Raw genomic sequence first — 23089 nt, 5'->3', positions numbered from 1 at the left:
CGGTTAGCATTGCTTATGTGTTGAACCTTGATCGTCTACGGACGCTGAGTGCGATCGCCCGCCACGGCTCGGTGAGTGCGGCCGCTGACGGGCTGCATGTCACCACGTCCGCCGTCTCGCAGCAGATCGCCAAGCTGGAGCGGGAGACCGGCCAGCAGCTGCTGGCGAAAAACGGGCGTGGTGTGCGGCTCACCGATGCGGGACGGCTGCTTGCCGATCATGCGGTGCGCATCCTTTCCCAGGTCGAGCTGGCGCAGGCCGAGTTGGAGGCCCACCGTGGGCAGGCGGTGGGGGATCTGCGCATGGGCGCGTTTCCCACTGCGGCGCGTGGGCTGTTCCCCGCCGCGCTCGTCGCCCTGCGCTCGGCGCACCCGCAGCTCCGCGCGCGGCTGTCGGAGCAGGAGCCGGACGCGTCGGTGCGCGAAGTGGTGCGCGGTGACATCGACCTGGCGGTCGTCCTCGACTGGTACAACCGGCCCTTGTCACTGCCCGACGGGCTGGCGAAGGCGCCGCTCCTTGACGATCCTGCGGATGTGGCGATGCCGTCGGATCACCCACTGGCCCAGCGGCGGTCCGTGGAGTTGGAGGAGTTCGCGGACGATGAATGGATCTCCTGGCCGCAAGGGGAGTTCTGCAATGAGTGGCTGATGTTCACTCTGCGGAGCAAGGGCGTGGAGCCGCGGATCTCGCATATGGCCGAGGAGCATCACACCCAGCTCGCCCTGATCGCGGCCGGGCTGGGCGTCGCGGTCGCCCCACGTCTGGGCCGTGGGCCGGTGCCGGAGGGGGTGAGCGTTGTGCCCGTGCGCCACACGATGCGCCGCCATGTGTACGCGATTTGGCGCGCGGACGCCGATCGTAGGCCGTCCATCCGTGCCGCTGTTCAGGCGCTCCAGGTGGCGGGGCGGCAGGTGGAGGGGGACGGGGGCTGAGGTCGGGAAGACTCGGGGCCGGTCCCGGACCAGGTCCCGGGGGTCGCGGTCGGGGGTCGGGGGTCCGGTGGCGCTGTTGGGGGCGGGCGACGGCGGCGGTTAGCGTCACGCCGAACGCCGAACGCCGAACGCCGAACGCCGAACGCCGAACGCCGAACGCCGAACGCCGAACGCCGAACGCCGAACGCCGAACGCCGAACGCCGGGATGCATGGCGCGTTGGCCGGCCAGCAGTGCGCGATGCGCGGCGAGCAGTGCGCGGCATGCCGGGACGCTGTCGCCGTGAGCGTCCTGGCGACGCATGAGTCGTAGGAATTACTCCGGGCCTGCGATACCTCGGATGATGCCCAGCTCCAGCAAGTCCTGGGGGCGGATGTGGAGTTGATCGGCGGTGTTCTGCACCTCCCGTTCGTCGCGTTTGAGGATGGCCGCGGCGAGTCCCGGGGCGATCACGGAGAAATAGCTGTCGGGTGTTGCCCAGAGCCGGTCCGGTGCGGCGAGGGCGAGTGCCCCACCGGAGCCGCCCTCGCCGATGAGCAACGAGGTGACGGGCACTCGGGCCGAGGCGATGGCGGCGAAGGTGTCGGCGATGGCCGCTCCCGCACCGGCGCGTTCGGCGTCGGCGTCGTTGGCCGCGCCGGGGGTGTCAACGAGGGTGAGGACCGGGAGACCGAGCCGGTCGGCGAGCCGGATCAGGCGGGCGGCGGTCCGGAACCCGGCCGGGGTGTTGGCCGTGCCGCACTGGGCGGCGAAGGCGATCGTGCGGCCTTCGTGACGGCCGAACCCGCAGCGCATTCCGCTGTCCACGCCGCCGCACCGGTCACCGCTGATCTCCTCCAGCCCGTCGAAGTACGCCCGCAGATACGCCTCGGCCCGGGGCCGCCCTGCGTCGCGGGCGCGGACCACGGCGTCCCAGCCGGTGTCCGGAAGGTCGTGCAGGCCGAGTGCGTACGGTGGGGGAGCGGCCTCGGGAACCGGCCGGGAGCCCGGCGCGCCCACCCCGGCCAGCAGTCGCAGCCACCGTCCGAGAGTGGCGCGCAGACGGTCGGCCGGCACGACGGAGTCGAGGTGACCGGATGTGAACTGGCCCTCGGCGGAGTATGCGTGGGGATCGGCGTCGCCGGGACGTACGCGCGAGCCCGCGAAGCCGACCTGGGCCCCGGGCAGGGCGAGGACGACATCTGCGCCAGCACCGAGCGTTGCCCAGCCGCCGCCGGTCGTCGGGTCGCGGAGTACGGCGATCTGCGGCAACCCGGCGGCGCGGTTCAGGGCCGACTGGCGGGCCACCCGCTGGAGTTGGGTGAGGGCGCGCATCCCTTCCTGCATCCGGCTGCCACCCGTGGCGATCAACGACACCAGCGGCAGGCCCCGTTGGCGCGCGTGGGTATAGGCGGCCTCCAGCAGGTCGCCGGTGCGTTCGCCCAGGGAGCCGCCCAGAAAGCCGAACTCGAAGGAGACGAGAACGACGTCCACGCCCCCGATCGTGGCGCGCACGGTGACCACCGACTCGTCCTCACCGGTTCGTGCGTGGGCGCGGGCCCGTGAGTCGTCATAGCCGCGCCAGCCGATCGGGCCGTCCGTGAGGTCACCTCGGGCCGGGCCCGCGGTATCCGCCCCGCCGGATGCCCTTGACGCGGCGGGTACGTGGGGGCCTGCGGCCCCGTCCTCCGCTCGGTGGCTGTCGGGCGAGGCGATATCCGGCTCGGCGGGCGCATCCGCCACCGCCGCGATGGCTTGGCGGGCCGTCAGCCGCACGGGCGGTGCCACTGCGGCGGTCGGGTTGCCTGCGCGGGGAGGGCGGCCGGGCGCGTCGCCTGGCTCCTGGCAGGGCGGGCGCCCGGATACGGGGTCGGGGGCGTGGTCCGGGGTGGCGTGGTCCGAGGTGGCGTCGTCCGGGGTGTCGTCACTCCTGGCATCCGACATGGCGTCCGACATCGCGTCAGGCCCGGAGTTCTCGCTTGAGGATCTTGCCCATGTCGTTGCGTGGCAAGGACGTCAGGAAATGGACGGTGCGGGGGCGCTTGTGCGGGGCGAGTTGACGGGCGACATGGTCGGCGAGGTCCTGGGCGGAGGGGGGCGGCCCGGCGTCCGGGCCGGATTCCGTCACGACCCAGGCGACGATCCGCTCTCCGAGGTCCTCGTCCGGTGCGCCCGTGACGGCGGCCTCGGCCACCCCTGGGTGCGCGAGGAGGGCGTTCTCGATCTCGCCGGCACCGATCTTGTATCCGCCGCTCTTGATCAGGTCGGTGGCACGGCGGCCGACGATGCGGTAGTTGCCGGAGGCGTCGCGGAGGGCCATGTCTCCGGTGCGGAACCAGCCGCCGTCGAAGGCCGCGGTGGTGGCATCGGGGCGGTTGAGGTATTCGACGAAGAGATTCGGGCCGCGGACCTGGATCTCGCCCACCGTCTCGCCATCGCTCGTCTCGATCGTCCGGCCCGCGTCGTCGACCAGCCGGACGTACACACCGGGGAGCGGCACGCCGACCGTGCCCGCGGCATCCGGGGCGTCCGCCCGCACGCTGGTGTTCATGAGGGTTTCCGTCATGCCGTAGCGCTCGACGACCCGGCGTCCGGAGGCGGCCGTGATCCGTTCATGGTCGGTCAGGGGCAGCGCTGCCGAGCCGGAGACCAGCAGTCGGGCGCCGGAGAGCGCCTTGGCGAGAACCGGATTGTCGCCGGCCTCGGCGGCCAGCCGGTGGTACATCGTCGGGACGCCGAACAGCATCGTGCCGTCCGCGGAGAGTTCCCGGGCGACCGCCTCGGTGGTGAAACGCCCCAGGTGGTGGACGCTGCCGCCGCGCCGCAGCGGGCCGAGGACGCCGAGGATCAATCCATGGACGTGGAAGAGGGGCAGCGCGTGGACGAGGACGTCATCAGCGGTCCACTGCCATGCCTCCTCCAGCGCGTCGAGGGTGTGGGCGATGGCGCGGCGGGGGAGAACGACGCCTTTGGGCGGGCCGGTGGTGCCTGAGGTGTAGACGATCAGCGCCGGTGCCTCGTCGGCTGCTTCGTACGGGAGGGAGACCGGCTCGGTGGGCTCCGGAGGCGCTGTCACCTCGATGTCGATGCGGGGGAGGACGGCGAGCGCGCCCGGCAGTTCGGCGCCCGGCTCGGCCAGGACCAGCGAGGGCGCGCTGTCCGTGACGATGTGCGCGAGCTCGCTCTCGCCGCTCTTCGGGTTCACCGGGACGGCGGGCACCCCGGCGAGCAGCGCGGCCACCACACCGACCGAGGTCTCCAGCGTCGCGGTCGCCCAGATGGCGATACGGGTCCGGCCGCCGATCCGCTCGGCCAGCGGCCCCGCCACCGATGCCAGTTGGCGATAGCTCAGGGCGCGGTCGCCGAAGCGCAGCGCGGGTGCGGGGGACGCGTCGCGCAGTGCGGGGAAGAGCACGTTCACCGGATCTCCTTCGTCCTCGTCGGCGCCCGGCCCGTCGCGGCCGGAGCTGCCCCGCTCCCGCACCCGTGGCGGTGGAGAACGGGCTGCCACCACTCTCGCAGAGACCACTGACATCGTGATCGCGGAGAGCGCTGACATCACGACGGGTCCCGAGAGCCGTCCTCGACCCGCTCACCGTCTGTCCCCCCCGCTCACCGTCTACCTCCCCCTCTCCCCGCCTGCCTCCCCCGCTCCTCCGACCCTCCCCCCGGCCCGTCACCCCGGAATCTTGCGGAAGTCCCAAGAGGCGAAAGTGTCCGGCGTCAGGCGCAGCCACGCGTGCCGGCCGTCGTGCGGCATCTCCTCCAGGCCGAAGTACTTCTGCGTGAACAGCCGCTCCACCTGGTCCAGTTCAGGGCACGGCTCGCCTGTGCGCGGTGCTTCGCCGACGAAGACGGCGCGGCCGGCCAGCTCGGCCCCACGCAGCTCCCCGTAGTCGTGTCCGTCGTCCACGACCACCGCGAGGCGCGGGTCCTTGCGCAGCTGGGCCCACCGCTTGCTGCGGGTGATCGAGTACAACCACAGCGCCGTACCGTCCCAGACGTACCAGAGCGCTCCGATGTGCGGTGCGCCGTCGCCGCCGACCGTCGCGACCCGGCAGGTCCGCTGACCTGCGAGGAACGCGTCGAGTTCGCCCTGCGTCATCATGATCCGGCGCCCGCGCCGCTGTGTGTCGGTCATGCGTCATCGCCCTCCGGTTGGTGAGGTGCCGCCGCCGGGCGAGGAGCCGCCGATGGCGGACCCGGTCGGTGCGCCGGCACGGCGGCCGGAACCGAATCTGACCAGGTGTCAGAAATCATGGGCGCTCTTCCTACCGGATGCAATGGCCGCTAACCTCGCGCGCCACACCGGGGCCCTGCCCGGCCCTGCCGCAGAAGGGGAATGCGATGCCTTCGGACGCACGGCTCATCGAGCAACTGGACCCCGCCTCGACGGTGCTGCTCACCGTCGAATGCCAGCGGGGGGTGGTCGGGCCGGAGAGCGCGCTGCCCGAACTCGCGGCTGTGGCACGTACCTCGGGTGCGCTGACGCGTACCGCCCGACTGGTGGCGGCAGCCCATGAGGCGGGCGTCCAGGTCATCCACGCCGTGGCGCAGCGGCGCCCCGACGGACGGGGCGCCAACCACAACGCCCGGCTGTTCAGAGCCGCCGAGCGGCTGCCCGTTCAGCAGACCGTCGGGTCCACCGCGGTACGCATCGCCGACCCGATACCGGTGTCCGAGGACGACCTGGTGGTGCACCGGCTGCACGGTCTGTCGCCGATCGCCGGGACCGATGTGGACGCCCTGTTGCGGAACTTCGGGTGCCGGTCGCTTGTCGTCACCGGTGTCTCGGCGAACGTCGCTGTGCCGAATGCGGTGTTCGACGCGGTCAACCTCGGCTACACGGCCGTGGTGCCCGCGGACGCCATCGCGGGGGTGCCCGCCGACTACACCCCGGCGATGGTCCGCAACACTCTCGCCCTGGTGGCCACGGTCACCACGACCGACGAGGTTCTGGCCGTCTGGAAGCGGCCGCGGCGACCCCGCTGACCGCGTCGGCCGCGGCGACCCCGCTGACCGCATCGGTCGCGGCGACCCCGTTGACCGGATCGGCCGCGGGAGAGCGCACCGCCCCCGGCATCGCCCTTGGCCGCCGGGAGGCCCGGACCGATAGCGGTGGCCGTGTGGTCCGGGGAGCGCGATCCCCTGACCCTGCGGGCTATCCCGCCGACCGGCCGAAGAACTCCATCTCGGCGATGGCGACCTGCTTCTTGTCCGTGGCGCCGTACGCGGAGTGCAGCACCAGCCGTACGGACATCGCGTCCCGTACAGGCACATCGATCTTCTGTACCCCTCCGTCGTTGATCCGGGGGTGCGCGAGGTACTGCTTGCCCGCGGAGTCGGTCACGATCAGGTCGAATTCGCGCGGCCGGGCCGGGCCGGTGGCCTGCGGGGTCCGTGCGGAGGCTCCGGGGGTGATCAGAATGTTCAGCAGATCGGTGGGCTGGCCGAATCCGGCCTCCAGGTACTGGCCGTCCGAGGCGCCCGAATACCCCGTCCCCCACCAGGTGTTGGAGTAGCCGTCGAAGGCGAGCTTCACGCCCTGCTTGGCGTCGGAGTGCGATGCCGTCCAGGTGGCGGGGGGCACGGGGACGCGCTGGGCGAAGTGATCCTGTACGGCCCGCGCGGCCGGCGGGACCCCGAGGAATCCCCCGACCACGGCGGCCGCGATCACGGCCGCCACCACTGCGCGGGTGATCCACCGCGTGCGGTCGCGGTGCAGCCGCGGCCGCTGTCCGGCGTACGGGCCTTCGGCGGCCTCCCGCACGGTGGCGGTGAGGGGGTTGGCGCAGCTCCGGCAGAAGTGCCGGCGCGGCGCGTTGAGCGCTCCGCAGCTCGGGCAGGGTGCGCCGTGCTCGGGCTCGGGGGCCGCCTGCGGGGTGCGGACCCGGGGCCGGGGTGCGTCGGGACGGCCCGGCAGCACACTGCCCGGTGCCTCGGGAGGCGGGGTGGGGGAGGCACCCGGTACGGGGACCAGGAGGGCGCGGATGCCGGTGTCGGAGACGCCTCTTTCGCCGGCCGGGCGGGGGGCGGTCGGCCCGTCCGGGCTGTCCGGGCCGCGCGGGGGCCGGACAGCGCCCGCGTCGTGTGCGGCGGCGGACGGCAGGGGGACGGTCGGGTCCGCGCCTGCGCCCTGCTGCGGGCCGGCGGCCGGGTGGGTGCCGGGGCCGGTGGCGGGAGCAGTAGGGGGAACCGGAGGGGGAGTGGCGGGGCCCGTTGCGGGTGTGGCGGCGTCGGACGGTTCGGGGCGGTTCGGGGCGCTCGTGCCGGGGGCGGCTTCCGGGGCGTTTGCGGGCGGGGCGGGGGGAGCCGGATGCGCCGCGGCGGTGCGCGGGTCCGCTGGGGGCGACGGCGGCGCCGGCCGGTCCCAGCGCAGGAAGGCTCCGCAGGAGTCGCAGAAGGACTGACCTGTCTGAGAGGTGGGGGTGCCGCAGTCGGGGCAGGTGATGTGGTCGGTGGGCATGGGTCAGGTTCCTTCAGGGGAGAGCAGGTGGGCCACCTCGGCCGTGAAGGGGAGGTGCGCGGGGCGGGCCGCCGCGACGACGGCGTGCAGACGGTGCGGGTCGGCGGTGGAGGGGTCACGGATCCGCAGGGTCACCCGCAGTCCGGGCTGCGACGAGCCCGGGAAGGGGCCGAGGGGGCGCGCGGACCAGGTCGCGCCGCCGCTCTCGGTGATCTCCGGCCGTACTCCGAAAGCCAGGTGGACGGCCTCCGACAGGCCACGCCGGGTACCGCGTACGCGGTGCAGCGAGACGGCCGTGGCCACGGCGCGACGGCGGGTGGCCAGCGGTTCCGTGCCGTCGAGTTCGGTGCCGACCCACGTGGTCAGCCAGTCGACGAAGTCCTCGGGCGCGAGGGCGGGCGTGAAGTAGCTCTCCAGGCAGTCCAGGACGTTGAAGAGGGGGGCGAGTACGACGTCGAGGCCCTCGACGAAGCGCTGGGCGAAGTCGTCGTCGGCGTAGACGGCGGGGAGTTGCCCGCCCAGTGGGTGCGGCGAGGCCATTCCCGCGGGCGTGCCTCTCATCGGGCCTCGATCACGCGGACGCGGTGGTCGAAGGGGAACAGGAGGGCGGACGGGGCGAGTTCGATGCGGTCGGTGGCGTCGCCGCGGCGGCCGCTGAGCGGGTCGGCGGGGTGCAGGAGGACCTCGTCGACGAGCTCCACGCCCGGTACCCGCTGCAGGGCCGCGAAGATCTCGCCGGAGCGCAGCGGGCGGCCGAAGGGCCAGCCCTCGCCGAAGGCTCCGCCGGTCAGCGGGTCGAGGTAGGCGTGCAGCGCGTCCAGGGCCTCGGCCCGCACGCGGTCGGCCCGCGCCGCACGGAAGGAGTGCAGCGTCGCGACGACCGTGACGCCCTGGTAGAAGGGCGGTCCGACCGCGAGACGGGTGCCCAGCGGGCGGCGCTCGTCGAGGAACTGCGTGACGCGGCCCAGAAGTTCCTCACCCGGCACCAGCTGTTCGAAGCGGAGCCGGCCGCCGCGGTCGGGGACGGCCTGCGGGACGACCAGGACCCGGACGGCGTTCTCGCCGGTCTGTCCGGTGTCGGTGGCTGACGGGCTCAAGGCGCTCGCGGTGCCCGCCGAGCGCTCGGTGGCATCGACCGCGAGGCAGGCGATACGGGCTGCCTCGGGGGCCGCGCGCCGGGCCAGTTCCTCGTAGTCGCGGGCCGTCACGGCCCGTTCCTGCGCGCGCAGCGCGATCGGCGCGCGGACCTTCGCCTCCTGCACCGTCTCGCCGTCCACCCCGCCGCGCGCCGCCTCGCGGTTCTCCACGCGCGCCACGTACGGGATCGAGCTGCGCAGCACCTGGATCGCGCCGCGCGCCACATTGCCCGACCGCCCGCCGCCGGTGCGGTAGTGCGCGGCCCGTAGTGCCGACCCCTTGACCGGTACGGCGCCGAACTGCCGTACCGAACCGTCCGGTTGGCGCACCGACGGGCCGAATGCGATCTCGCCGGTCGCTTCCTCCAGCGTGACGTGCCGGTCGTGCGGACCGGACGCCGCGAAGTCGGGGACGACCTGCCACTCCTGCCAGCCGTCCCCGTCCGAGACCTCCAGCCGCAGCGGCGGGCGGTCGGCGACGACGGGCGCGTGCGCCAGGCGCACCCGCTGGCCGGGCACCCCCGCGGACTCGCCGAGCGGCTCGTCCCGCACCACGTCGGCGTGCTCGACCCGCGTCGTGCCCCCGATGGTGAACGCGGAGGCGGACCGTACGGTCGGCGAGGCGCTGTAGAACGGCTGACCGGGCGCGGCCTCGACGACCCGGCAGCGCAGCCACGCGGCGTCCGTCCTGCCGACGCGCGAGACGGTGTGCCCGGCCGGGATGTGCAGCACGACCTCGCCGGGCCGGTTCAGGCCGCCGGTGGAGTCCTCAGCGACCTCGCAGGGTGTCCATCCGTCGGCGGTCCATGCCTCCCAGCGCAGCGGCGGCTGGCGTGGGTCCACGCCGACCCCGTCCACCCGGCTGTCCAGCCGCAATACGGCCGCGCAGCGCGGCACCGCCGCTGACAGCCCGAACAGGAGGGTGTCGCCCGGCTGCGGGGCGGCCGCAAAGACGGCCACGTCGCGGCCGCCGAAGACATCCTGGCCGCAGTCCTCGGGGGTGGTTCCCGCCTCCTGCCGCAGTATGGCCGTCAGTTCGCAGGGCACGACCGTCAGATCGTCCTCGGTGGCGAAGGCCACCGCCTCCTCGGTCTCGGTCCGGCCGGTGGCCACCTCCGTCCCGGCAGGCAGCACGACCGGCTCGGTCTGCGGAGCGGAGAGCCAGAAGGTGACGTCGGCACGGGCGGCGGAGGGCGGGAACAGGGTGACGCCCAGCAGGTCGAGGAAGGCCAGATGGTTCTTCTCCGGCACCCGGTTGAGCCGGTAGACGATCTGGTCGGCCATGTGCGCGACCGCCTCGATGAGGGTCACTCCCGGGTCCGAGACGTTGTGGTCGGTCCACTCCGGGCAGCGTTGCTGGACATAGCGTTTGGCGTCGTCGACGAACTGCTGAAAGCGACGGTCGTCGAGATGGGGTGCGGGCAGGGCCATCAGGCTTCGCTCTCCGGGCTCTCCGTGGACGGGATGACATAGAAGGGGAAGACGAGGCTGCGCGGGTTGTTGGTGCCGCGCACGCTGTAGCGCACATCGATGAACAGCACGGATGGCTCGTCGGGCGCCGGGCTCACCTCGACGTCCTGGACCTCGATGCGCGGCTCCCAGCGGTCCAGCGAGGACCGCACCTCGTAGCGGATGCGGCCGGCCGTCGCCTCGTTGACCGGCGCGAAGACCATGTCGTGGACGGCACAACCGAATTCGGGCCGCATCGGCCGTTCTCCGGGCGCGGTGGCCAGCACCAGCCGGATCGACTCCTCGATCTCCCGCTCGCGGCGGACCAGCGCGATGCCGCCGCCCGCGTCCATGCGGAGCGGGAATCCCCAGCCCGCGCCGACGAACTGCTCACTCACCTCGGTGCACCTCCGTGCCCATCGCCACCAACTCCTCCTAGAACGGCACGCCGTTGCGCACCACGGCGGGCGCCGTCAGCGCGACCGTGGCCGCCGAATTGACGGTCACCGGCCCGACCGCCGTGACCGCGGCCGTACCGGCCGCGTTGACCGTCGCCGCGCCACCCGCGCTGATCAGCGCGGCACCACCCGCGTTGATCGTCGCCGCGCCGCCCGCCATGACCCCGAACTTCGCTCCGGCCTTGATGTCCACCGCCCCGCCCGCGCTCAGCGTCATCGAGCCCACGGCCGCCAGCGACAGATTGCCGCCCGCCTTGATCTGCACGTTGCGGGTGCCCTGGATGGACACCGACCCGTCGCTCTTGATGGTGACGCTGGTGCGCGCCTCGTCCATGTGGACGGTCAGCCTGCCGTTGCCGGTCTGCAGCCGGATGCCGCTCTTCATACGGGACTTGGCGTCCACCAGTTCCACCGTGTGACCGCTGCGCGAGGTCAGAGAGCGCCAGTTGATCCGGCCGCTGGTCGGGTCGACGGCGGGCAGGCCGTCGGTCTGCGGGGTGGGCTTGTCGATGCCGTTGTAGAGCCCGGCGAGTACGTACGGATGCTCCAGCGACCCCCGGTCGAAGGCGCACAGCACCTCGTCGCCGACCTCGGGCAGGATCAGCCCGCCGCCCCGTACACCGCCCAGCTGAGCGACCCGGCACCAGTCGCTCTCATAGGTGTCCGACAGCCAGGGGAAGCGCAGCCTGACCCTGCCCAGCTTCAGCGGGTCCTTGGCGTTGCTGACCAGAGCCATGGCCACGCCCGGCATGGGCGGAGCCGTGTCCGCTCCGCCGGACGCGAGCCCGTACAGCGACCGGAACTGCCGCCCCGAGACGGTCAGCCACGTGGTGAACTGCCGCCCCGACTCGAAGACATGGCGGACACCGGTCGCGGTGTACTTCCCCTCGAAGGGGAAACCGGCGCCCTTGAGCGCGACGGGTTGGCCCGGCTTCAGCTGCGGATTCCCGGTGACCGCCACCTCCAGCTCCGCGAAGGAGCCCGCCACATCATCGGCGAGGGCTCGGGCGGCATGGGTGACCTGCGCCTGCGTGGTGAACGGCGTGTCCGTGGCGGTCAGTTCGGCCGGTCCGAAGGGCTTGCCGAGCGCCGCGGGCGCGATATCGGCGACGATGTCCTTGCTCGCCGTGGCCGGGGACCGTGCGGACAGCGCCCGCTTGGCCCGCATGTCCCAGCCGCGCGCGCCCGCCTTGTCGACCTGCCCGGCGGCGGTGACGGCGATCCGGCTGTGCAGCGCGTTGTGACCGAACTCCAGGACGTACGGGCTCTGCGCGGCCGGTGTGGTGTCGGCGGGCGCGGACGCGGCCGGGGCGAGCTTGCCGAACTGCAGCTTGCCCTTCGGGTCGAAGGAGAGATGGACGTCGTTCTCCTGGGCGAGGCGGGCCAGGAAGTCCCAGTCGGTGATATTGGGCTGGGTGGCCAGCTCGTAGACGGTGCGGGTGGCCTCCACCTTTCCGAGGGAGAGCTTGTTGAGGCCGGCGAGACGGCGCACGATGTCGCTCGCGGTCATGTTGGGGTATCCCGCGACACGGCGATTGCGCAGCAGCCGGTGCCCCGGGTCATATCCCCGTACGACCAGCGACTTGCCGCTCGCGTCCGCGTCCACTTCGAGAGCGGTGACCTCACCGGTCACCATGGGCGTGCCGCGCCGCCCGTCCGTGAAGGGCGACAGCACCGCCTTCGCGCCGACCTTGATCTGCGGGAAGATCTTGAGGATGTCCGAACCCGTGTCACTGAAGGTGAGCTGGAAGGCGGACGGCACATTGACGCTCGCGTCCACCCAGCCTGCGGTGAGGAGGGCGGCGAGCTTGTCGGGCAGCGGTGCGCCGCCGATCTCGGCGTGCAGGACGCTGGTGTACGTCTTTTCACTCATCGGATGTGCTCGCTGGTCATCGGGCGGCCTCGTGGGTTGTGGGGTGACCGGTGGGACGGTGCGCGGGCCGGCTTCGGGGCCGGTCTTCAGGAGGGCCTTCGTCGGCGGCGGGCAGCAGCAGTTCGGTGCCCGGCCGAAGCCGCATCGGATCGTCGATCTCGTTCGCCTCCGCGATCAGCCGCCAGCGGGTCGCGTCCCCGTACTCCCGCCAGGCCAGCGAGGCGAGCGAGTCACCCGCGACCGTGCGGTGGATACGGCGCGCGGAGAGCGCACCGGAGGTGGGGTTCTGGCCCTTGGTGGGCATCGCCACCTCGGTGAGGGACAGCGTGCAGGTGGCACGGATCGGCTCGCCGGTCGGATGGAAGAGGGTGTAGGCGGCGCTGACGTTCGTCACGTACGCCACGAACTGAACCGTGTTGAACGACCCCCAGGAGAACCGCACCCAGGGCGGCGAAGGCCGCTTGGAATTGACGCTCTGCGCCGTTACCTCGCAGCAGGACAGGAGCAGTTCGATCTGCTTCTGCACCTTCCCGGAATTCGGCGTGCCGGAGGCGTCCAGGAACACCTCCAGCTGGAGCGTGGCGGGCCGGGTGCCGGTGAACTTGGGTGGCGCCCCTCGCATATAGGCGACGGCGGCCTGGGTGTGCCACTCCGCCTCCCGCCCGAGTTGCAACTGGGTCGGATTGAACTGGAACTCCACCTCTCCGATACGGCCACCGAGCGAGCCGCCGAGATCGGTGGGGGGCTGGTGGATCGCGAGCGCGGCCCGTACGAGGCTTGCGCCCGCCTTCCCGCCCGCCGGTGCGGCCACCTCAGGCACCTCCCGCGTCGGTGAATCCGTGGTGCGCGATCTCCAGCGTCTCGGTCGCCACCCCGGGGCTGGACGGGTCCAGGCTCGGCCCCTGCCAGCGCACGGGCAGTACCTCCACCAGCCCCCACTGCGCGACGACCGAACCATCGGCGCGGAGGGCGGCGATCTGGGCGGTGGGCCTGCTGATACCGGTGGCGAGGGACGAGATCCAGGCGGCCACACGGGAGGTGTCGGCGGTCAGAGGGCGGGTGAGACGGATCGTGGAGAACGTCACGCGGGTGGGCAACTGCCAGACGAAACCGTTGTTGCCGCCCTCCTGGCGCTGCTCCACCTCCACCTCGGAGGCCAGTCCGTCGCAGCCGTTGAAGAGTCCGAGGTCCTGGCCGTCGATGGTCAGCTTGAAGAAGACGGTGGAGCCGGGGTCCTGGGCCTGGGGCATGGTGGGTGGTCTTTCGGGTGGAGTGGCGGGGCGGGTGGTGTGGGGCTGCGGGCGGGCGCGGGTCAGCGGCCGTGATCGCGTAGTCGGCCGATGCGCTCCCGGTCGCTGCGCAACTCGGCGCGGAGCAGGCGGGAGAGCGGGGTCACCAGTCGGCGCGCCAGGGCGTCCAGGGCGGCGGGGTCGGTGGGGTCAGTGGATGGCGCGGGGGAAGGTGAGGCGGGTGAGACATTCGGCGTGGCTGGTGCGGATGGTGGAGATGTGGGGGCGGATGCGGAGGAGCCGGGGCCGCGGTGGGCCGCCCGGGGGGCACCCGGCGGAGTGCGGCCGGACGGTGTGGCTGACGGCGACCGTCCGGGGACGGCGGCCGGTGCCAGGGGCTGCGACGCCGGGGCCGTGACCGCACCCGGGGCACCGGAAGCGGCGGGCGCACGCTGCACCACGGGCATGCCTGCGGGGGCCGGGGCGGTCCGGACGGTACGCGAGGGACGAGGCGGGTGAGAGGGAGGAGCCGGGTGAGACGGAGCGAGCGATGGGCCCGGTGGCCGTCCCGGTGCTGGTGCTGCTGCGGGTGTGCGCGCTCGTCCCGGTGCCGGGGCTGATGTCGGTCTCTGCAGGGGGACGGCTGGGGTACCCGCGCGTATCGGAGTCGGCCCGGTTGCGTCAGCCGTGCCCAGCGTGCCTGCCATGCCTGCCGTGCCCGTCACGGGGCGGAGGGGGAGGGCGGCTGGGGCCTGCACGCTTGATCGCTGCACCGCTGCGGTGCCGGTGGACTCCGTCCCTTGCGCGGTGGCCCCTTGCCGGGCGCCGGGGTCCAGCGCACGCGCGGACGCGAGCGGTGCTCGGCGGACGGTGAGGGGAACGGAGACAGGAGAGGGGGCGCTGGTGGTGAGCACTCGACTCGTCGGCGTGCGGGGTGCCCGGGGGTGAGGTTCCGCGTCACCGGAGGCCAACGGATGGCTCTCCGACGCCTGGCTCTCGGATGGATGGCTCGCCGAGGTGGGTGATGTCGTCACCGCGCTTATGGAGGTGGGACGCGCGGAGGGTGTCGCGGCACGCTGCACCGGGCTGGGGGATGCCGGGGCCGGTGCTTGGGCCGTTGTCGGCATCGGCCCCGGCATCGGCTTCGGTGTCCGCTTCGGTGCCGACGCCGGTATTGCTTGAGGTGTCGGCATCGATGCAGCTTCCTGGCGAGGGATCGCGGCGGAGTCGACGGGAGCGCCGATCAGCGGCTTCCGTTGGACCGTGGGCTGCGTGGGCTGCGTGGGCTGCATGGGCTGAGTGGACTGTTCGGCTTCCGGTGTGTGCCCGTCGTGGGCCGGAGGGCGGCTGTCGGGCGTAGCCGGGGCATCCCGGACCGGGGTGCGTGTGCCGGCGGTCGGGGGCAGCGGAGCACCGAATCCCAGGCGTTGGCCGCCTGTTGCTGTGGGCCGGCTCGTGGGCGGGTGGGCGGCTTGTCCGCCTGCTGCTCGCTGGACCGGTCGGTGTGCCTGGTCGCTCGGGGCCGGGCTTGGGGCCGCGCGGTCGCTGGTGTCGGCCTCCGGGCGTGCCGGCGCGATCCCGGCCGGAGCCGAGTGCGGGGGCGAGGACGTGTACGGGGCCGGTCGCGGGCTCGGCGCCGGGCTCGCGACCGGGCCCGCGCTGGATGTCGTGTCCCCTGCCGACCGGGGCGAGTCACCACCCGGCGCCGGGCCTGCGCCGAGTGTCACGTCCCCGCTCCGGACGGCCTCCGGCGCGGCGCCCTGGCTCCGGGCGATCGGTCGGCGTGGGCCAACAGCTCTCCGCTGTAGGACCCGTTGGGCCTTGTCGGGTCGTACGGCGGCGGAGGCCGCTGCCGCACCCTCGCTAACCGGTTCAGCAGGAGCAGGAGCAGGAGCAGGAGCAGGAGCAGAGGCGGAGGAGGGCCGGGGATTGAGAGGGGGTGCCGCTTGTGGATCTGTGGCGTGCGTGGGTGCCGGTGCCGGCATCGGCACCGGCGCTTCCGTGCGTGGCAAAGGTGCATCGGCGGGGGAGGAGGCGGGGCCGGTGCCGCTGTTCCCCGTACGCGACGAGGTGGCCGGCCGCAGCCGACGCGGCGGCATGGCGACCGTGCCCGCCGAGGTGAGCGGGGACCGCGTCCCTGCGGCCCTCTGTACGGGCATGGCTACGGGCACGGTCCGCCGCACGGGCATGGCTGAGGGGACGGCCGCAGGCCTTCCGTCAGGCGACGCGGAGCCAGCAGCCGCTCCTCCACCACCGGACAGGACCTGGCCACCGGGCGCTGTCGTGCCACCGGGCACAGCCGTGGTTCCAGGCGCGCCGTCGCGACCGGGCACGACCGTGCGGCCCTCACCTGCCCCGCCGCCCTCACCCGCCCGGCCAAGCCCTCCGGATGCCGGCTCGGCCGGAGCCGACCCCGGTCGCTCACCCTGCCGGCCGCCCGGCGGCACAACGGACCGAGTGACAGACCGAGTGACAGCCGGAGAGACGGACGGAACGACGGACGGAACGACGGTCGGGGGGACGACCGTCGAAGGGCCCGAGGGCGTGCCGGAAGGCACGCCGGAGGACGTGAGGGCGGGAGTGACGGCGGGAGTGCCGGACCGTGTGACGGATGGCCCGGCCGCCCGTGCGGATGGCCCGGCCGCCGAGGCGGTCGGAGGTGTGCCGGTCGGCATGGCCGACGCTGCGCTGGTCGCGTCGTTCCGCGGAGTCGCGGAGGTCATCCCGCCCCCAGAAGCCGGTTGACGAGGAGTGCGAGGCGCAGTGGTCGGAGTGCGAGGCGCAGTGGTCGGGGTGCGAGGCGCAGCCGTCGGGGTGCGCCGCGCGTCCGGTGAGGCCGCCCGCTGTACGGCGGCGGTCGTATCCGGGGTATCCGTTCCTGCCGCGCCCGGGGCCTCCCTGCCCGTCTCCCCGCCCGTCTCCCTGCCTGCCTCTCTGCCGGCCGGGCTCCGCGCCTCTTTGCCCGCCGTGCTTCGGGCCTTCGTACGTGCCCCGTCCCGGCGTGCCCCGTCCCGGGATTTCGCTGGTTTCTGCCCGCGGGCCCCGGCTTGGGGCGCGGAAGGTACCCCGGTGCCCTGCCCGGCGCCCGCGCGTTGCACTGCGCTCGGCCCTGGCACGGCAGCGAACCCGGAGGCCGGCCCCGCGTTCCCGACTGCCGCCTCATCCATCCGCCCCGCGACCGGAAGCTGCAGGACCGGCAGGCCGAGGCTGACGGGGCGGCCCGCGACGGGCACCAGCGCGTCGCGCACCACTCCGCCGGGTGCCGAGGCACGTACGTCGTGCCCCAACTCCCCTCCGAAGGAGGGATTGCGGTGCGCACTCAGCGACGCGGCGAAGCCGGCCTCCGCGACGGTGCGGGGTGTCCCCAGGACTCGCTGGATGGGGGGCACGGCCGACCAGCCGCCCCCGTCCGAGCCCCCGCCCGAAACCTCCTCAGCCTCTCCGGCCTCTCCAGCCGCCCCGTCCTCAGGCCCGTGCGCGCGGTGCGTATCCTGCGCACCCCGTGCCCCCCGACGCCACCTGAACAAGCCCATCCTCCGTCACTGCTTCCCTTCAGCCCGCTCCACCAGGGCGGCGATCTGTGACACGTACGCGCGCCGGTCGGCGTGCTCAAGGTCGAGGATGTCGTCGATGCCCCAGTGGAAGTGGTAGGCGAGATACGCGACTTCCTCCTCGATGCGCCCGGTCGCGTACGTCACGATTCCCCCAGGCGGCTCCCGGCCAGCTCCACTTCGAAGGGCTCCTCGCAGTGCGGGCAGGACACCGCGGCGCGCGTATGTCCCTCCGCGTTGATCTGCCGGTAGAAGTCCTGCAGGAAGGCCAGGTCGGAGGCGAACATGTTCTCCACGGTCCCGTCGTGCACGGACGCGAGGGTCCCGAGCCGGGTGATGACCCGGCCCAGCAGCACGACCGACAGATATGCCGGGTTCTCGCGCACGCGCACATCGCGCAGCGGGATCAGTTCGTCCCGTGCCGTGGCGAGCCGCATCGCGCCGTTGCGGTGGACGGCCCCGGACTCGTCCACGAATCCGCGCGGCAACTCGAATTCGAATTCCGTCCGCAGGGACTCGCGTTGCTGTGGTGCCCCCGCCGGGCCTTCGCGTCGCATTACTCGATGACCAGCTCTTCGAAGACGATGGTGACCTGCTCGGTCAGGGCGGCAGCGTCGCCCGCCTTGACCCCGCTGGTCTCCACCTTGCTGCACCAGGCATTGCGCATGTTGTAACGCTTCACGGGGCTGTTCTGGTAGTCCATCATCATGATCGTGGCGTTCTTACGGGCCGAACCCATATCGCCCGCGATGGACTTGTTGATCCACTCGCTGAACGCGCCGCTCTGCGTCATACCGCGGGTCACCGTGCACTCGCCGGCCTTCTTCGCGCCGGGCATCTTCTTCACGACGGGCTTTCCGTCCGCCGAGACCTGCTGGTATTCGATGACGTCCTGCTCCATGGTCAGACCGCTGACCTCCTGCAGGTATTCGACCATCACGCCGTCGATCTGAAGGCCGAAATTGTGTGAGGTGAGGGCATCGCCGGGCTGAAGGGACAAGGTGGTTCACTCCTGTGGGGAAGAAAATTGCCGGATGGCTGAATGGGGGAGGGGCGGGAGGCGGGTGCCCGGCTCCTACTCCTCCAACTCGCCGCCGCCGCCGGAGAACTGGGCCAGTCGGAAGACCACGAATTCGGCGGGCTTCACGGGCGCGATGCCGATCTCGCACACGACCCGCCCCAGGTCAACGGACTCGACAGGGTTGGTCTCCGCGTCACACTTCACGTAGAACGCGTCCTCGGGCCGCTGACCGAACAATGCGCCCGAGCGCCACTCGTTCACCAGGAATGCCGAGATATTGCGCCGGATACGGGCCCAGAGCGCCTCGTCGTTCGGCTCGAAGACCACCCACTGGGTGCCGATGAGAATCGACTCCTCCAGGTAGTTGAAGTAGCGCCGCACGTTCAGGTAGCGCCAGGCCGGGTCGGAGGCCATGGTCCGCGCGCCCCACACCCGGATTCCGCGTCCGGGGAAGGCCCGGATGCAGTTCACGCCGACCGGGTTGAGCAGGTCCTGCTCGCCGCGGGTGATCTGCAGCTCCAAGTCGACCGCGCCACGGACGATTTCATTGGCCGGGGCCTTGTGGACGCCACGCTCGGAGTCGTTACGGGCCCACACGCCGGCCATGTGGCCGGACGGCGGAACGGTGCGGGTCTGGCCCGTGGCCGGGTCGAGGGCCTTGATCCACGGGTAGTAGAGCGCGGCGTAGCGGGAGTCGTAGCCCGCGACCTCCTGGCGCCACTTGCGGATGTCGCGTGCGTTGAGTCCCGGCGGCGGGTCCAGGACCGCCATCCGGTCACCCATCAGCTCGCAGTGCGCGACCAGGCCCAGCTGGACGGCCTTGACCTGTTCGAGGTCGATCAGACCCTGCTGGTAGGCGGCCATCAGGTCGGGTACGGCCACCATGTTGATCTCGTCGAGCGCCTCCAGGCCGCCGAAGCCGGTGCGGTCGGCGGAGTCGCCGATGAACTGGCCGGAGGCGAGCCGCTCGCCCGCACCGTTCGCGGCGGGGACGGCGGGTGCCGGGGCGGCCGGGGCGAGCGTGACGCTCTGCGCGTCCGGCTTCGCCAACTGCGCGGCCGGTACGGCCTCTTCGACGGCGATCACCTTGGACCGCTGCTTCACCTGCGCGACGACATAGTTCCGTGCGCTCTTCTTCGCGCTGACGTCGAAACTCTCGATGACCTTGTCGCCGTCCCTGACGACGAGCGTGAACCGGTCGGCGCTGCCCTCGCCCTCGACGTCCTGCACCTCGACGGTGAGCGCCCCGCCGGCGGAACCAGCGGCGATCGCCGAGACCTTGAAGGTCCCGAGAGCGGCCGGCGCCCCGGCCGTCAGTGCCCTGGGCGCCTCGGCGGCCACCGTGCTCTGCGGCTCGCGGTCACCGGACCCGCCGACCCGTACGACATAGGCGGCCGTTCCGCCGTTGTTGAAGAACCCGTACACGGAGTGCGCGAGGTAGTACCCGTCCGTGAACTCACCGAAGGCGGCCACGTACTGGGACCAGTTCGTCACCAGCGTCGGGTCATTGAGCGGGCCGGTGGGCGCAAGGCCGACGAAGGCCGCCACCGACGTCCCGACGCCTTCGATGGGCCGCGATCCGCTGGCGACTTCCTCGACGTAGACGCCGGGGGACAGGTAGGTGGGCATGTTCTGTTACTCCCTGGATATGCGAACTGAGCTGTTGGGTGTTTCTCGTGCGGTGCGAAGGCGAGGAGAAGTGAAGGCGACGAGGATCAGGGCATCGTGTACGTGAAGGTGGCGGTGAAGGAACTCATCGAGGTGGCCGCGATCTTGTCGCACCCCTTGTAGAACTCTTCCGCCTCGTTCGGGTCGAAGCCGTTGGCGGAGACCAGTTGAGCGAGTGCCCGGTATTCGTTGAGCGCCCGCTCCTTGAAGTCTCCGTCTTCCTGGTCCACGTCCGCGTCACGGTGGAATTGAGAGTCCTTGGAGCCGCCGGTAGCGGAGTTCCCCTTGGCCTTGGCGAAGACGGCGTACCTGGTGAGGGCCTCGTGCAGGGTTCCGACCGAGCCGGAGACGACCTGGTTGAAGGCGGCGATCGCCACGGTCGGGTTGGCTGCGGCGCGGCGGAATTCGGCGCCCTGGATGATGGCGACGATCTTCGCGCAGTACTTACGGCCGTCCTCGCTCATTCCGTCGAATCCGTAGGCCGGCTCGGTCAGGGCCCGGATGAAGTGCTGGGCGAGTTCCTTGTCGGACAGTCCGGTGCTGTTCCTGGCACGGGCGAAAAGGACGTCGTACTCGCCTTCCTGGGGGCCGCCCAGGACGAAGTTGCCGGTATGGCCGATGGAGTAGGCATTTCCGGTCGGGGTGTGCGTGAACGGGTTCACCATCTTCTGGCGGTTGCGGAACCCGTCAAGATCTTGTTTCGTCCCGCGCGAGGAGAGCCGCCGGCGGACCTCGGCGAGGCGATGGATCTGCTCGGTTTGAGGGAGATCCACTTCCGTGTGATCCGGATGCGACGGACCGGTCGTGAGGGCGGTGGGTACCACCGGCGGCAGGTCGGCCGCCGCTGCCTCGCGGACACGCCTTTCGGCGGAATCCAAGAGTTCCTCATACGACGGCCATCGGCCGAGGTCCCGCTCATCGCTCGCCATCCGGACGATCTCGTCCCGGACCTTCTCCTTGAATTCTTCGTCCCACCGGGCATGGCGTGCCTTGCCCTTGGCGAAGAGGGATGCGAGAGGGAGGACATCCTCAGCGGCTTGGATGGTCTTGTTTGCCATCTTGAACGTGCGCTGCACGGGACGGTGCCCGTCGGCGGTGCCGAGGTCCGGCGCGTGCGCGGTCCCGGCCGTACGCTGCACCTCCGCGGAAAGCACCCGGCTCGCATGGGCCTCCGCCTCCCTCTCGAACCGATCGGAGGGATCGCTCACCTTCGTCCCGTCGCCGCGGTCCGTGCCCGCGACCGGGCCGCTGCGCTGCTGGATGACGTGCGTCAGTTCATGAGCGAGCATGTGGCGGCCCGCCGCGGAGGACGTGTCGTAGCGGCCGCGCTGGAAGACGATGTGCGAACCGGAGGTGTACGCATGGGCATTGACGGACTCGGCGGATTCATGGGCGGAGGTGTCGGTGTGCACGCGTACATCGGAGAAATCCGCACCCATGCGGGTCTCCATGTCGGTGCGGACCGGCTCGGCGAGGGGGCGGCCGGGTGAGCGCAGGACCTCTTGGACGGGCGAGCGCTGCACGGAGGGTGCGGAGTGGCCGCAGCCCGCGCCGTGCCGGTGCTGCTCCTGCGCGGCCATGGCCGCCGAGAACGCCGCGTTGCCCACGGCCCGTTGGAGGGCTGCTGCCGCCTGGGGAGTCAGGTGCTCCGCCTCGCCGGCCGCTGCCTGGCGAGCCGCGTCGGAGGCGCGGGAGGACGCCGTACGGACGGCGCGCGCCGCGCCCGCGTGGTCGCTCCCCGCGCCGGGCTGCCGATCCTGTGCCCGCATGACGTTCCTCCCCCATCACCACTGCTGATCACCGCTGTCGTACTGCGCCCTACGCTCTCGACCTTGGCCGACGGACGGGCCCGGCAGTAGAGACGAACGGGCGCCGTCGGGGGCAGAGCGCGCTGCCCGTTAGGTCACGTGGGGGCGCCGTCCGTGCCGCTGGGCGGCGCCGTCCGTGCCGCGTAGGCCAGGTTCTGGGCGCGGATGACCGTGTCGAAGGACCGGTCGGTCCCGGCCCGGCCGTACAGCGCGAAGTAGCCGAGGGATTTGCCGTGTTGCAGTGCGCCGGTGCGGTCGGCAGCTGCCTCGTACGTGAGGCTGTCGTGGCCGTCGCGCAGGATGACGGCGGCGAAGTGGTTCGCCCAGCCGTCCGGGGCCGCTCCGGTCAGGTCGGCGAAGTGGTTCTCGCCCACGGCGGGTGCGTCGCGTCGCACGCTCAGGCCGCCGTCCGCCGGCCTGCCGATGAGCTGCGCCGCCGCGCCCTGGCAATCGTTGGGGAGCGTGATGAGCAGCTCGTGCACCAGGCTTTCCTGGTTCTCGACGGCGGGGAGACCGGCCAGGAAGTCGGCGGTCAGGCCCGGCATGAGGACGGCGAGGTCCGTCAGACCCTCCCGGCCGGTGCGCTCCGGATAGGGGAACTTCGCGGCGGCCCAGCCACCGCCCATCGTGGCCACCGCCAGCTTCATGGCGTCGGACCGCAGACGGTCGACGACGGGGCCCGGCGGTTCGGTCCGTGTCCGGAGTGCCGTCGTGATGCGCTGGGTGAGCGTGATGAGCTGCTTGAATTCCGGAGGGTCGGCCAGGGACCGCAGGTAGGCGGCTCGCTTGTCGTTGCGCTGCGCCGCGCTGTCCCCGCTCACCGGTTCGTGACCGGCCCCTTCGGGGGCCCGCCCCGCCCCGCGTGTGGCCGCCTCGGCCCTGGCCGCGTCCTTGTACACCGGCAGCACCCGGTACAGGGTGCGCTCACCGACCTGTACGGCTGCCCCGCGCTCCAGCGTGATCGCCACCCGGTGCTGGGCGTCGAGGTCGCGCGCGGCGGCCGTGATCATGCCGGGGTCGGCGTACGCCTCGTAGCGGCCCCGGATGGCGATGCCTCCGTTGGCGGAGACCTTGTCGAATCCGGGGGCGGCCTCTCCCTCCGCGAACCGCTGTACGGGCGGGGCGTGGCGTGGGTCCCGTGCAGTGTCCGCCGGGGCCAGGGCGCGGGCGACAGCCGCGTTCCCCGCTGCCCGTTGGAGGGTGCGCAGCGCGTCCGGCCGGTGGGTGGGCAGGGCCGAGGCGGGGGTACGCGGGCGCTGCGGATCGCGGGCCGCGGTGCGGGGCGCCGGTTCCCCTCCCGGGGCCCGCCGTTCGTGTGCGTGCACGATGACTCCGTTCTGGCGGCCGGTGGTGCGTGGGCCCGTGGTCCGTCCCGGGCGGCCCCAGCGCCGATTTTCGGTCGGGGAGGGCATCGCGCCCAGAGGCGGAAGGGGAGCCGAACGGGCAGGGCGTTTGCCCTGCCGGACACCGGTGAGCGTCGGCGTACACCGCGGGCACCGGAGGGAGGGCCGGGGGAGCCG

Annotated in this window: 19 protein-coding genes; 3 read left to right on the top strand and 16 right to left on the bottom strand. The window is 72.2% G+C overall.

Going from position 1 to position 23089, the window contains the following annotated elements:
* Nucleotides 1–17 precede the first annotated feature (17 nt).
* Nucleotides 18–932, top strand: coding sequence for a LysR family transcriptional regulator (locus ACIRQ7_RS09725; RefSeq protein ID WP_404261276.1), 915 nt, complete (start codon nucleotides 18–20; stop codon nucleotides 930–932).
* Between the two features lie 314 nt (nucleotides 933–1246).
* Here the strand turns inward: ACIRQ7_RS09725 and ACIRQ7_RS09720 are convergent, their stop codons facing one another.
* The 3 genes from ACIRQ7_RS09720 to ACIRQ7_RS09710 all read right to left on the bottom strand — a co-directional run bounded on the left by ACIRQ7_RS09720 (nucleotide 1247) and on the right by ACIRQ7_RS09710 (nucleotide 5051).
* Nucleotides 1247–2854, bottom strand: a complete 1608-nt coding sequence (locus ACIRQ7_RS09720; RefSeq protein ID WP_404261274.1) for a carboxyl transferase domain-containing protein — start codon at nucleotides 2852–2854, stop codon at nucleotides 1247–1249.
* A gap of 16 nt (nucleotides 2855–2870) precedes the next feature.
* Nucleotides 2871–4331, bottom strand: coding sequence for an acyl-CoA synthetase (locus ACIRQ7_RS09715; RefSeq protein WP_404261273.1), 1461 nt, complete (start codon nucleotides 4329–4331; stop codon nucleotides 2871–2873).
* 255 nt (nucleotides 4332–4586) lie between these two features.
* Nucleotides 4587–5051, bottom strand: a complete 465-nt coding sequence (locus tag ACIRQ7_RS09710) for a pyridoxamine 5'-phosphate oxidase family protein (RefSeq protein ID WP_404261271.1) — start codon at nucleotides 5049–5051, stop codon at nucleotides 4587–4589.
* A gap of 206 nt (nucleotides 5052–5257) precedes the next feature.
* Here ACIRQ7_RS09710 and ACIRQ7_RS09705 point away from each other — a divergent pair, with 206 nt between their 5' ends.
* Nucleotides 5258–5902 carry a cysteine hydrolase gene (locus tag ACIRQ7_RS09705; protein WP_404261270.1) on the top strand — a complete coding sequence of 215 codons (645 nt, stop codon included), beginning with the start codon at nucleotides 5258–5260 and terminating at the stop codon, nucleotides 5900–5902.
* A 169-nt stretch (nucleotides 5903–6071) separates the two neighbouring features.
* Here the strand turns inward: ACIRQ7_RS09705 and ACIRQ7_RS09700 are convergent, their stop codons facing one another.
* The 7 genes from ACIRQ7_RS09700 to ACIRQ7_RS09670 are packed head-to-tail and all read right to left on the bottom strand — an operon-like array spanning nucleotide 6072 to nucleotide 13542.
* Entirely contained in the window at nucleotides 6072–7376 is a 1305-nt protein-coding gene (locus ACIRQ7_RS09700) for an NADase-type glycan-binding domain-containing protein (protein ID WP_404261269.1), read from the bottom strand.
* Nucleotides 7377–7379: 3 nt separating this feature from the next.
* On the bottom strand, nucleotides 7380–7937 hold the full coding sequence (locus ACIRQ7_RS09695) for a phage tail protein (protein ID WP_404261267.1): 558 nt from the start codon (nucleotides 7935–7937) through the stop codon (nucleotides 7380–7382).
* Complete coding sequence (locus tag ACIRQ7_RS09690) at nucleotides 7934–9943, bottom strand: putative baseplate assembly protein (protein WP_404261265.1); 2010 nt, start codon at nucleotides 9941–9943, stop codon at nucleotides 7934–7936. The genes ACIRQ7_RS09695 and ACIRQ7_RS09690 overlap by 4 nt, the downstream gene beginning before the upstream one ends.
* On the bottom strand, nucleotides 9943–10359 hold the full coding sequence (locus ACIRQ7_RS09685) for a GPW/gp25 family protein (protein ID WP_404261263.1): 417 nt from the start codon (nucleotides 10357–10359) through the stop codon (nucleotides 9943–9945). The genes ACIRQ7_RS09690 and ACIRQ7_RS09685 overlap by 1 nt, the downstream gene beginning before the upstream one ends.
* A 37-nt stretch (nucleotides 10360–10396) precedes the next feature.
* Entirely contained in the window at nucleotides 10397–12292 is a 1896-nt protein-coding gene (locus tag ACIRQ7_RS09680; protein WP_404261262.1) for a VgrG-related protein, read from the bottom strand.
* Nucleotides 12293–12308: 16 nt separating this feature from the next.
* Entirely contained in the window at nucleotides 12309–13103 is a 795-nt protein-coding gene (locus ACIRQ7_RS09675) for a LysM peptidoglycan-binding domain-containing protein (RefSeq protein WP_404261260.1), read from the bottom strand.
* Nucleotide 13104: 1 nt separating this feature from the next.
* Nucleotides 13105–13542: a phage tail protein gene (locus ACIRQ7_RS09670; protein ID WP_109888417.1), complete on the bottom strand. Its 438-nt coding sequence runs from the start codon at nucleotides 13540–13542 to the stop codon at nucleotides 13105–13107.
* Between the two features lie 996 nt (nucleotides 13543–14538).
* Between ACIRQ7_RS09670 and ACIRQ7_RS09665 the strand changes: the two genes are divergently transcribed.
* Nucleotides 14539–14703 carry a hypothetical protein gene (locus ACIRQ7_RS09665; RefSeq protein ID WP_404261259.1) on the top strand — a complete coding sequence of 55 codons (165 nt, stop codon included), beginning with the start codon at nucleotides 14539–14541 and terminating at the stop codon, nucleotides 14701–14703.
* A 2357-nt stretch (nucleotides 14704–17060) separates the two neighbouring features.
* Here ACIRQ7_RS09665 and ACIRQ7_RS09660 read toward each other — a convergent pair.
* The 6 genes from ACIRQ7_RS09660 to ACIRQ7_RS09635 form a co-directional block, all read right to left on the bottom strand.
* Nucleotides 17061–17219 carry a DUF6760 family protein gene (locus tag ACIRQ7_RS09660; protein WP_085927347.1) on the bottom strand — a complete coding sequence of 53 codons (159 nt, stop codon included), beginning with the start codon at nucleotides 17217–17219 and terminating at the stop codon, nucleotides 17061–17063.
* Nucleotides 17216–17629 (bottom strand): hypothetical protein, encoded by a 414-nt coding sequence (locus tag ACIRQ7_RS09655; RefSeq protein ID WP_404261257.1) that lies wholly within the window; start codon nucleotides 17627–17629, stop codon nucleotides 17216–17218. The genes ACIRQ7_RS09660 and ACIRQ7_RS09655 overlap by 4 nt, the downstream gene beginning before the upstream one ends.
* Nucleotides 17629–18072, bottom strand: a complete 444-nt coding sequence (locus tag ACIRQ7_RS09650; protein ID WP_404261255.1) for a phage tail protein — start codon at nucleotides 18070–18072, stop codon at nucleotides 17629–17631. Before ACIRQ7_RS09650 ends, ACIRQ7_RS09655 begins: the two co-directional genes overlap by 1 nt.
* Before the next feature lie 75 nt (nucleotides 18073–18147).
* A complete protein-coding gene (locus ACIRQ7_RS09645; RefSeq protein ID WP_404261254.1) occupies nucleotides 18148–19722 on the bottom strand; it encodes a phage tail sheath family protein in 1575 nt (524 codons plus the stop codon).
* Nucleotides 19723–19808: 86 nt separating this feature from the next.
* Nucleotides 19809–21530 carry a DUF4157 domain-containing protein gene (locus ACIRQ7_RS09640; protein WP_404261253.1) on the bottom strand — a complete coding sequence of 574 codons (1722 nt, stop codon included), beginning with the start codon at nucleotides 21528–21530 and terminating at the stop codon, nucleotides 19809–19811.
* Nucleotides 21531–21664: 134 nt separating this feature from the next.
* Nucleotides 21665–22894 carry a hypothetical protein gene (locus ACIRQ7_RS09635; RefSeq protein WP_404261251.1) on the bottom strand — a complete coding sequence of 410 codons (1230 nt, stop codon included), beginning with the start codon at nucleotides 22892–22894 and terminating at the stop codon, nucleotides 21665–21667.
* Between the last annotated feature and the right edge of the window lie 195 nt (nucleotides 22895–23089).

The sequence above is a fragment of the Streptomyces sp. NPDC101393 genome (genome assembly GCF_044767385.1).
Classification (GTDB): domain Bacteria; phylum Actinomycetota; class Actinomycetes; order Streptomycetales; family Streptomycetaceae; genus Streptomyces.
Note: the sequence above shows the minus strand (reverse complement) of the source record. Positions and strands in the feature narration are given on the sequence as shown.

Bases quoted from the DNA above. Each gene is read 5' to 3' on its own strand.
- ACIRQ7_RS09670 (WP_109888417.1), bottom strand. From the start codon at position 13,542: ATGCCCCAGGCCCAGGACCCCGGCTCCACCGTCTTCTTCAAGCTGACC.
- ACIRQ7_RS09645 (WP_404261254.1), bottom strand. From the start codon at position 19,722: ATGCCCACCTACCTGTCCCCCGGCGTCTACGTCGAGGAAGTCGCCAGC.
- ACIRQ7_RS09700 (WP_404261269.1), bottom strand. From the start codon at position 7,376: ATGCCCACCGACCACATCACCTGCCCCGACTGCGGCACCCCCACCTCT.
- ACIRQ7_RS09710 (WP_404261271.1), bottom strand. From the start codon at position 5,051: ATGACCGACACACAGCGGCGCGGGCGCCGGATCATGATGACGCAGGGC.
- ACIRQ7_RS09720 (WP_404261274.1), bottom strand. From the start codon at position 2,854: ATGTCGGATGCCAGGAGTGACGACACCCCGGACGACGCCACCTCGGAC.
- ACIRQ7_RS09705 (WP_404261270.1), top strand. From the start codon at position 5,258: ATGCCTTCGGACGCACGGCTCATCGAGCAACTGGACCCCGCCTCGACG.
- ACIRQ7_RS09655 (WP_404261257.1), bottom strand. From the start codon at position 17,629: ATGCGACGCGAAGGCCCGGCGGGGGCACCACAGCAACGCGAGTCCCTG.
- ACIRQ7_RS09680 (WP_404261262.1), bottom strand. From the start codon at position 12,292: ATGAGTGAAAAGACGTACACCAGCGTCCTGCACGCCGAGATCGGCGGC.
- ACIRQ7_RS09690 (WP_404261265.1), bottom strand. From the start codon at position 9,943: ATGGCCCTGCCCGCACCCCATCTCGACGACCGTCGCTTTCAGCAGTTC.
- ACIRQ7_RS09695 (WP_404261267.1), bottom strand. From the start codon at position 7,937: ATGAGAGGCACGCCCGCGGGAATGGCCTCGCCGCACCCACTGGGCGGG.
- ACIRQ7_RS09640 (WP_404261253.1), bottom strand. From the start codon at position 21,530: ATGCGGGCACAGGATCGGCAGCCCGGCGCGGGGAGCGACCACGCGGGC.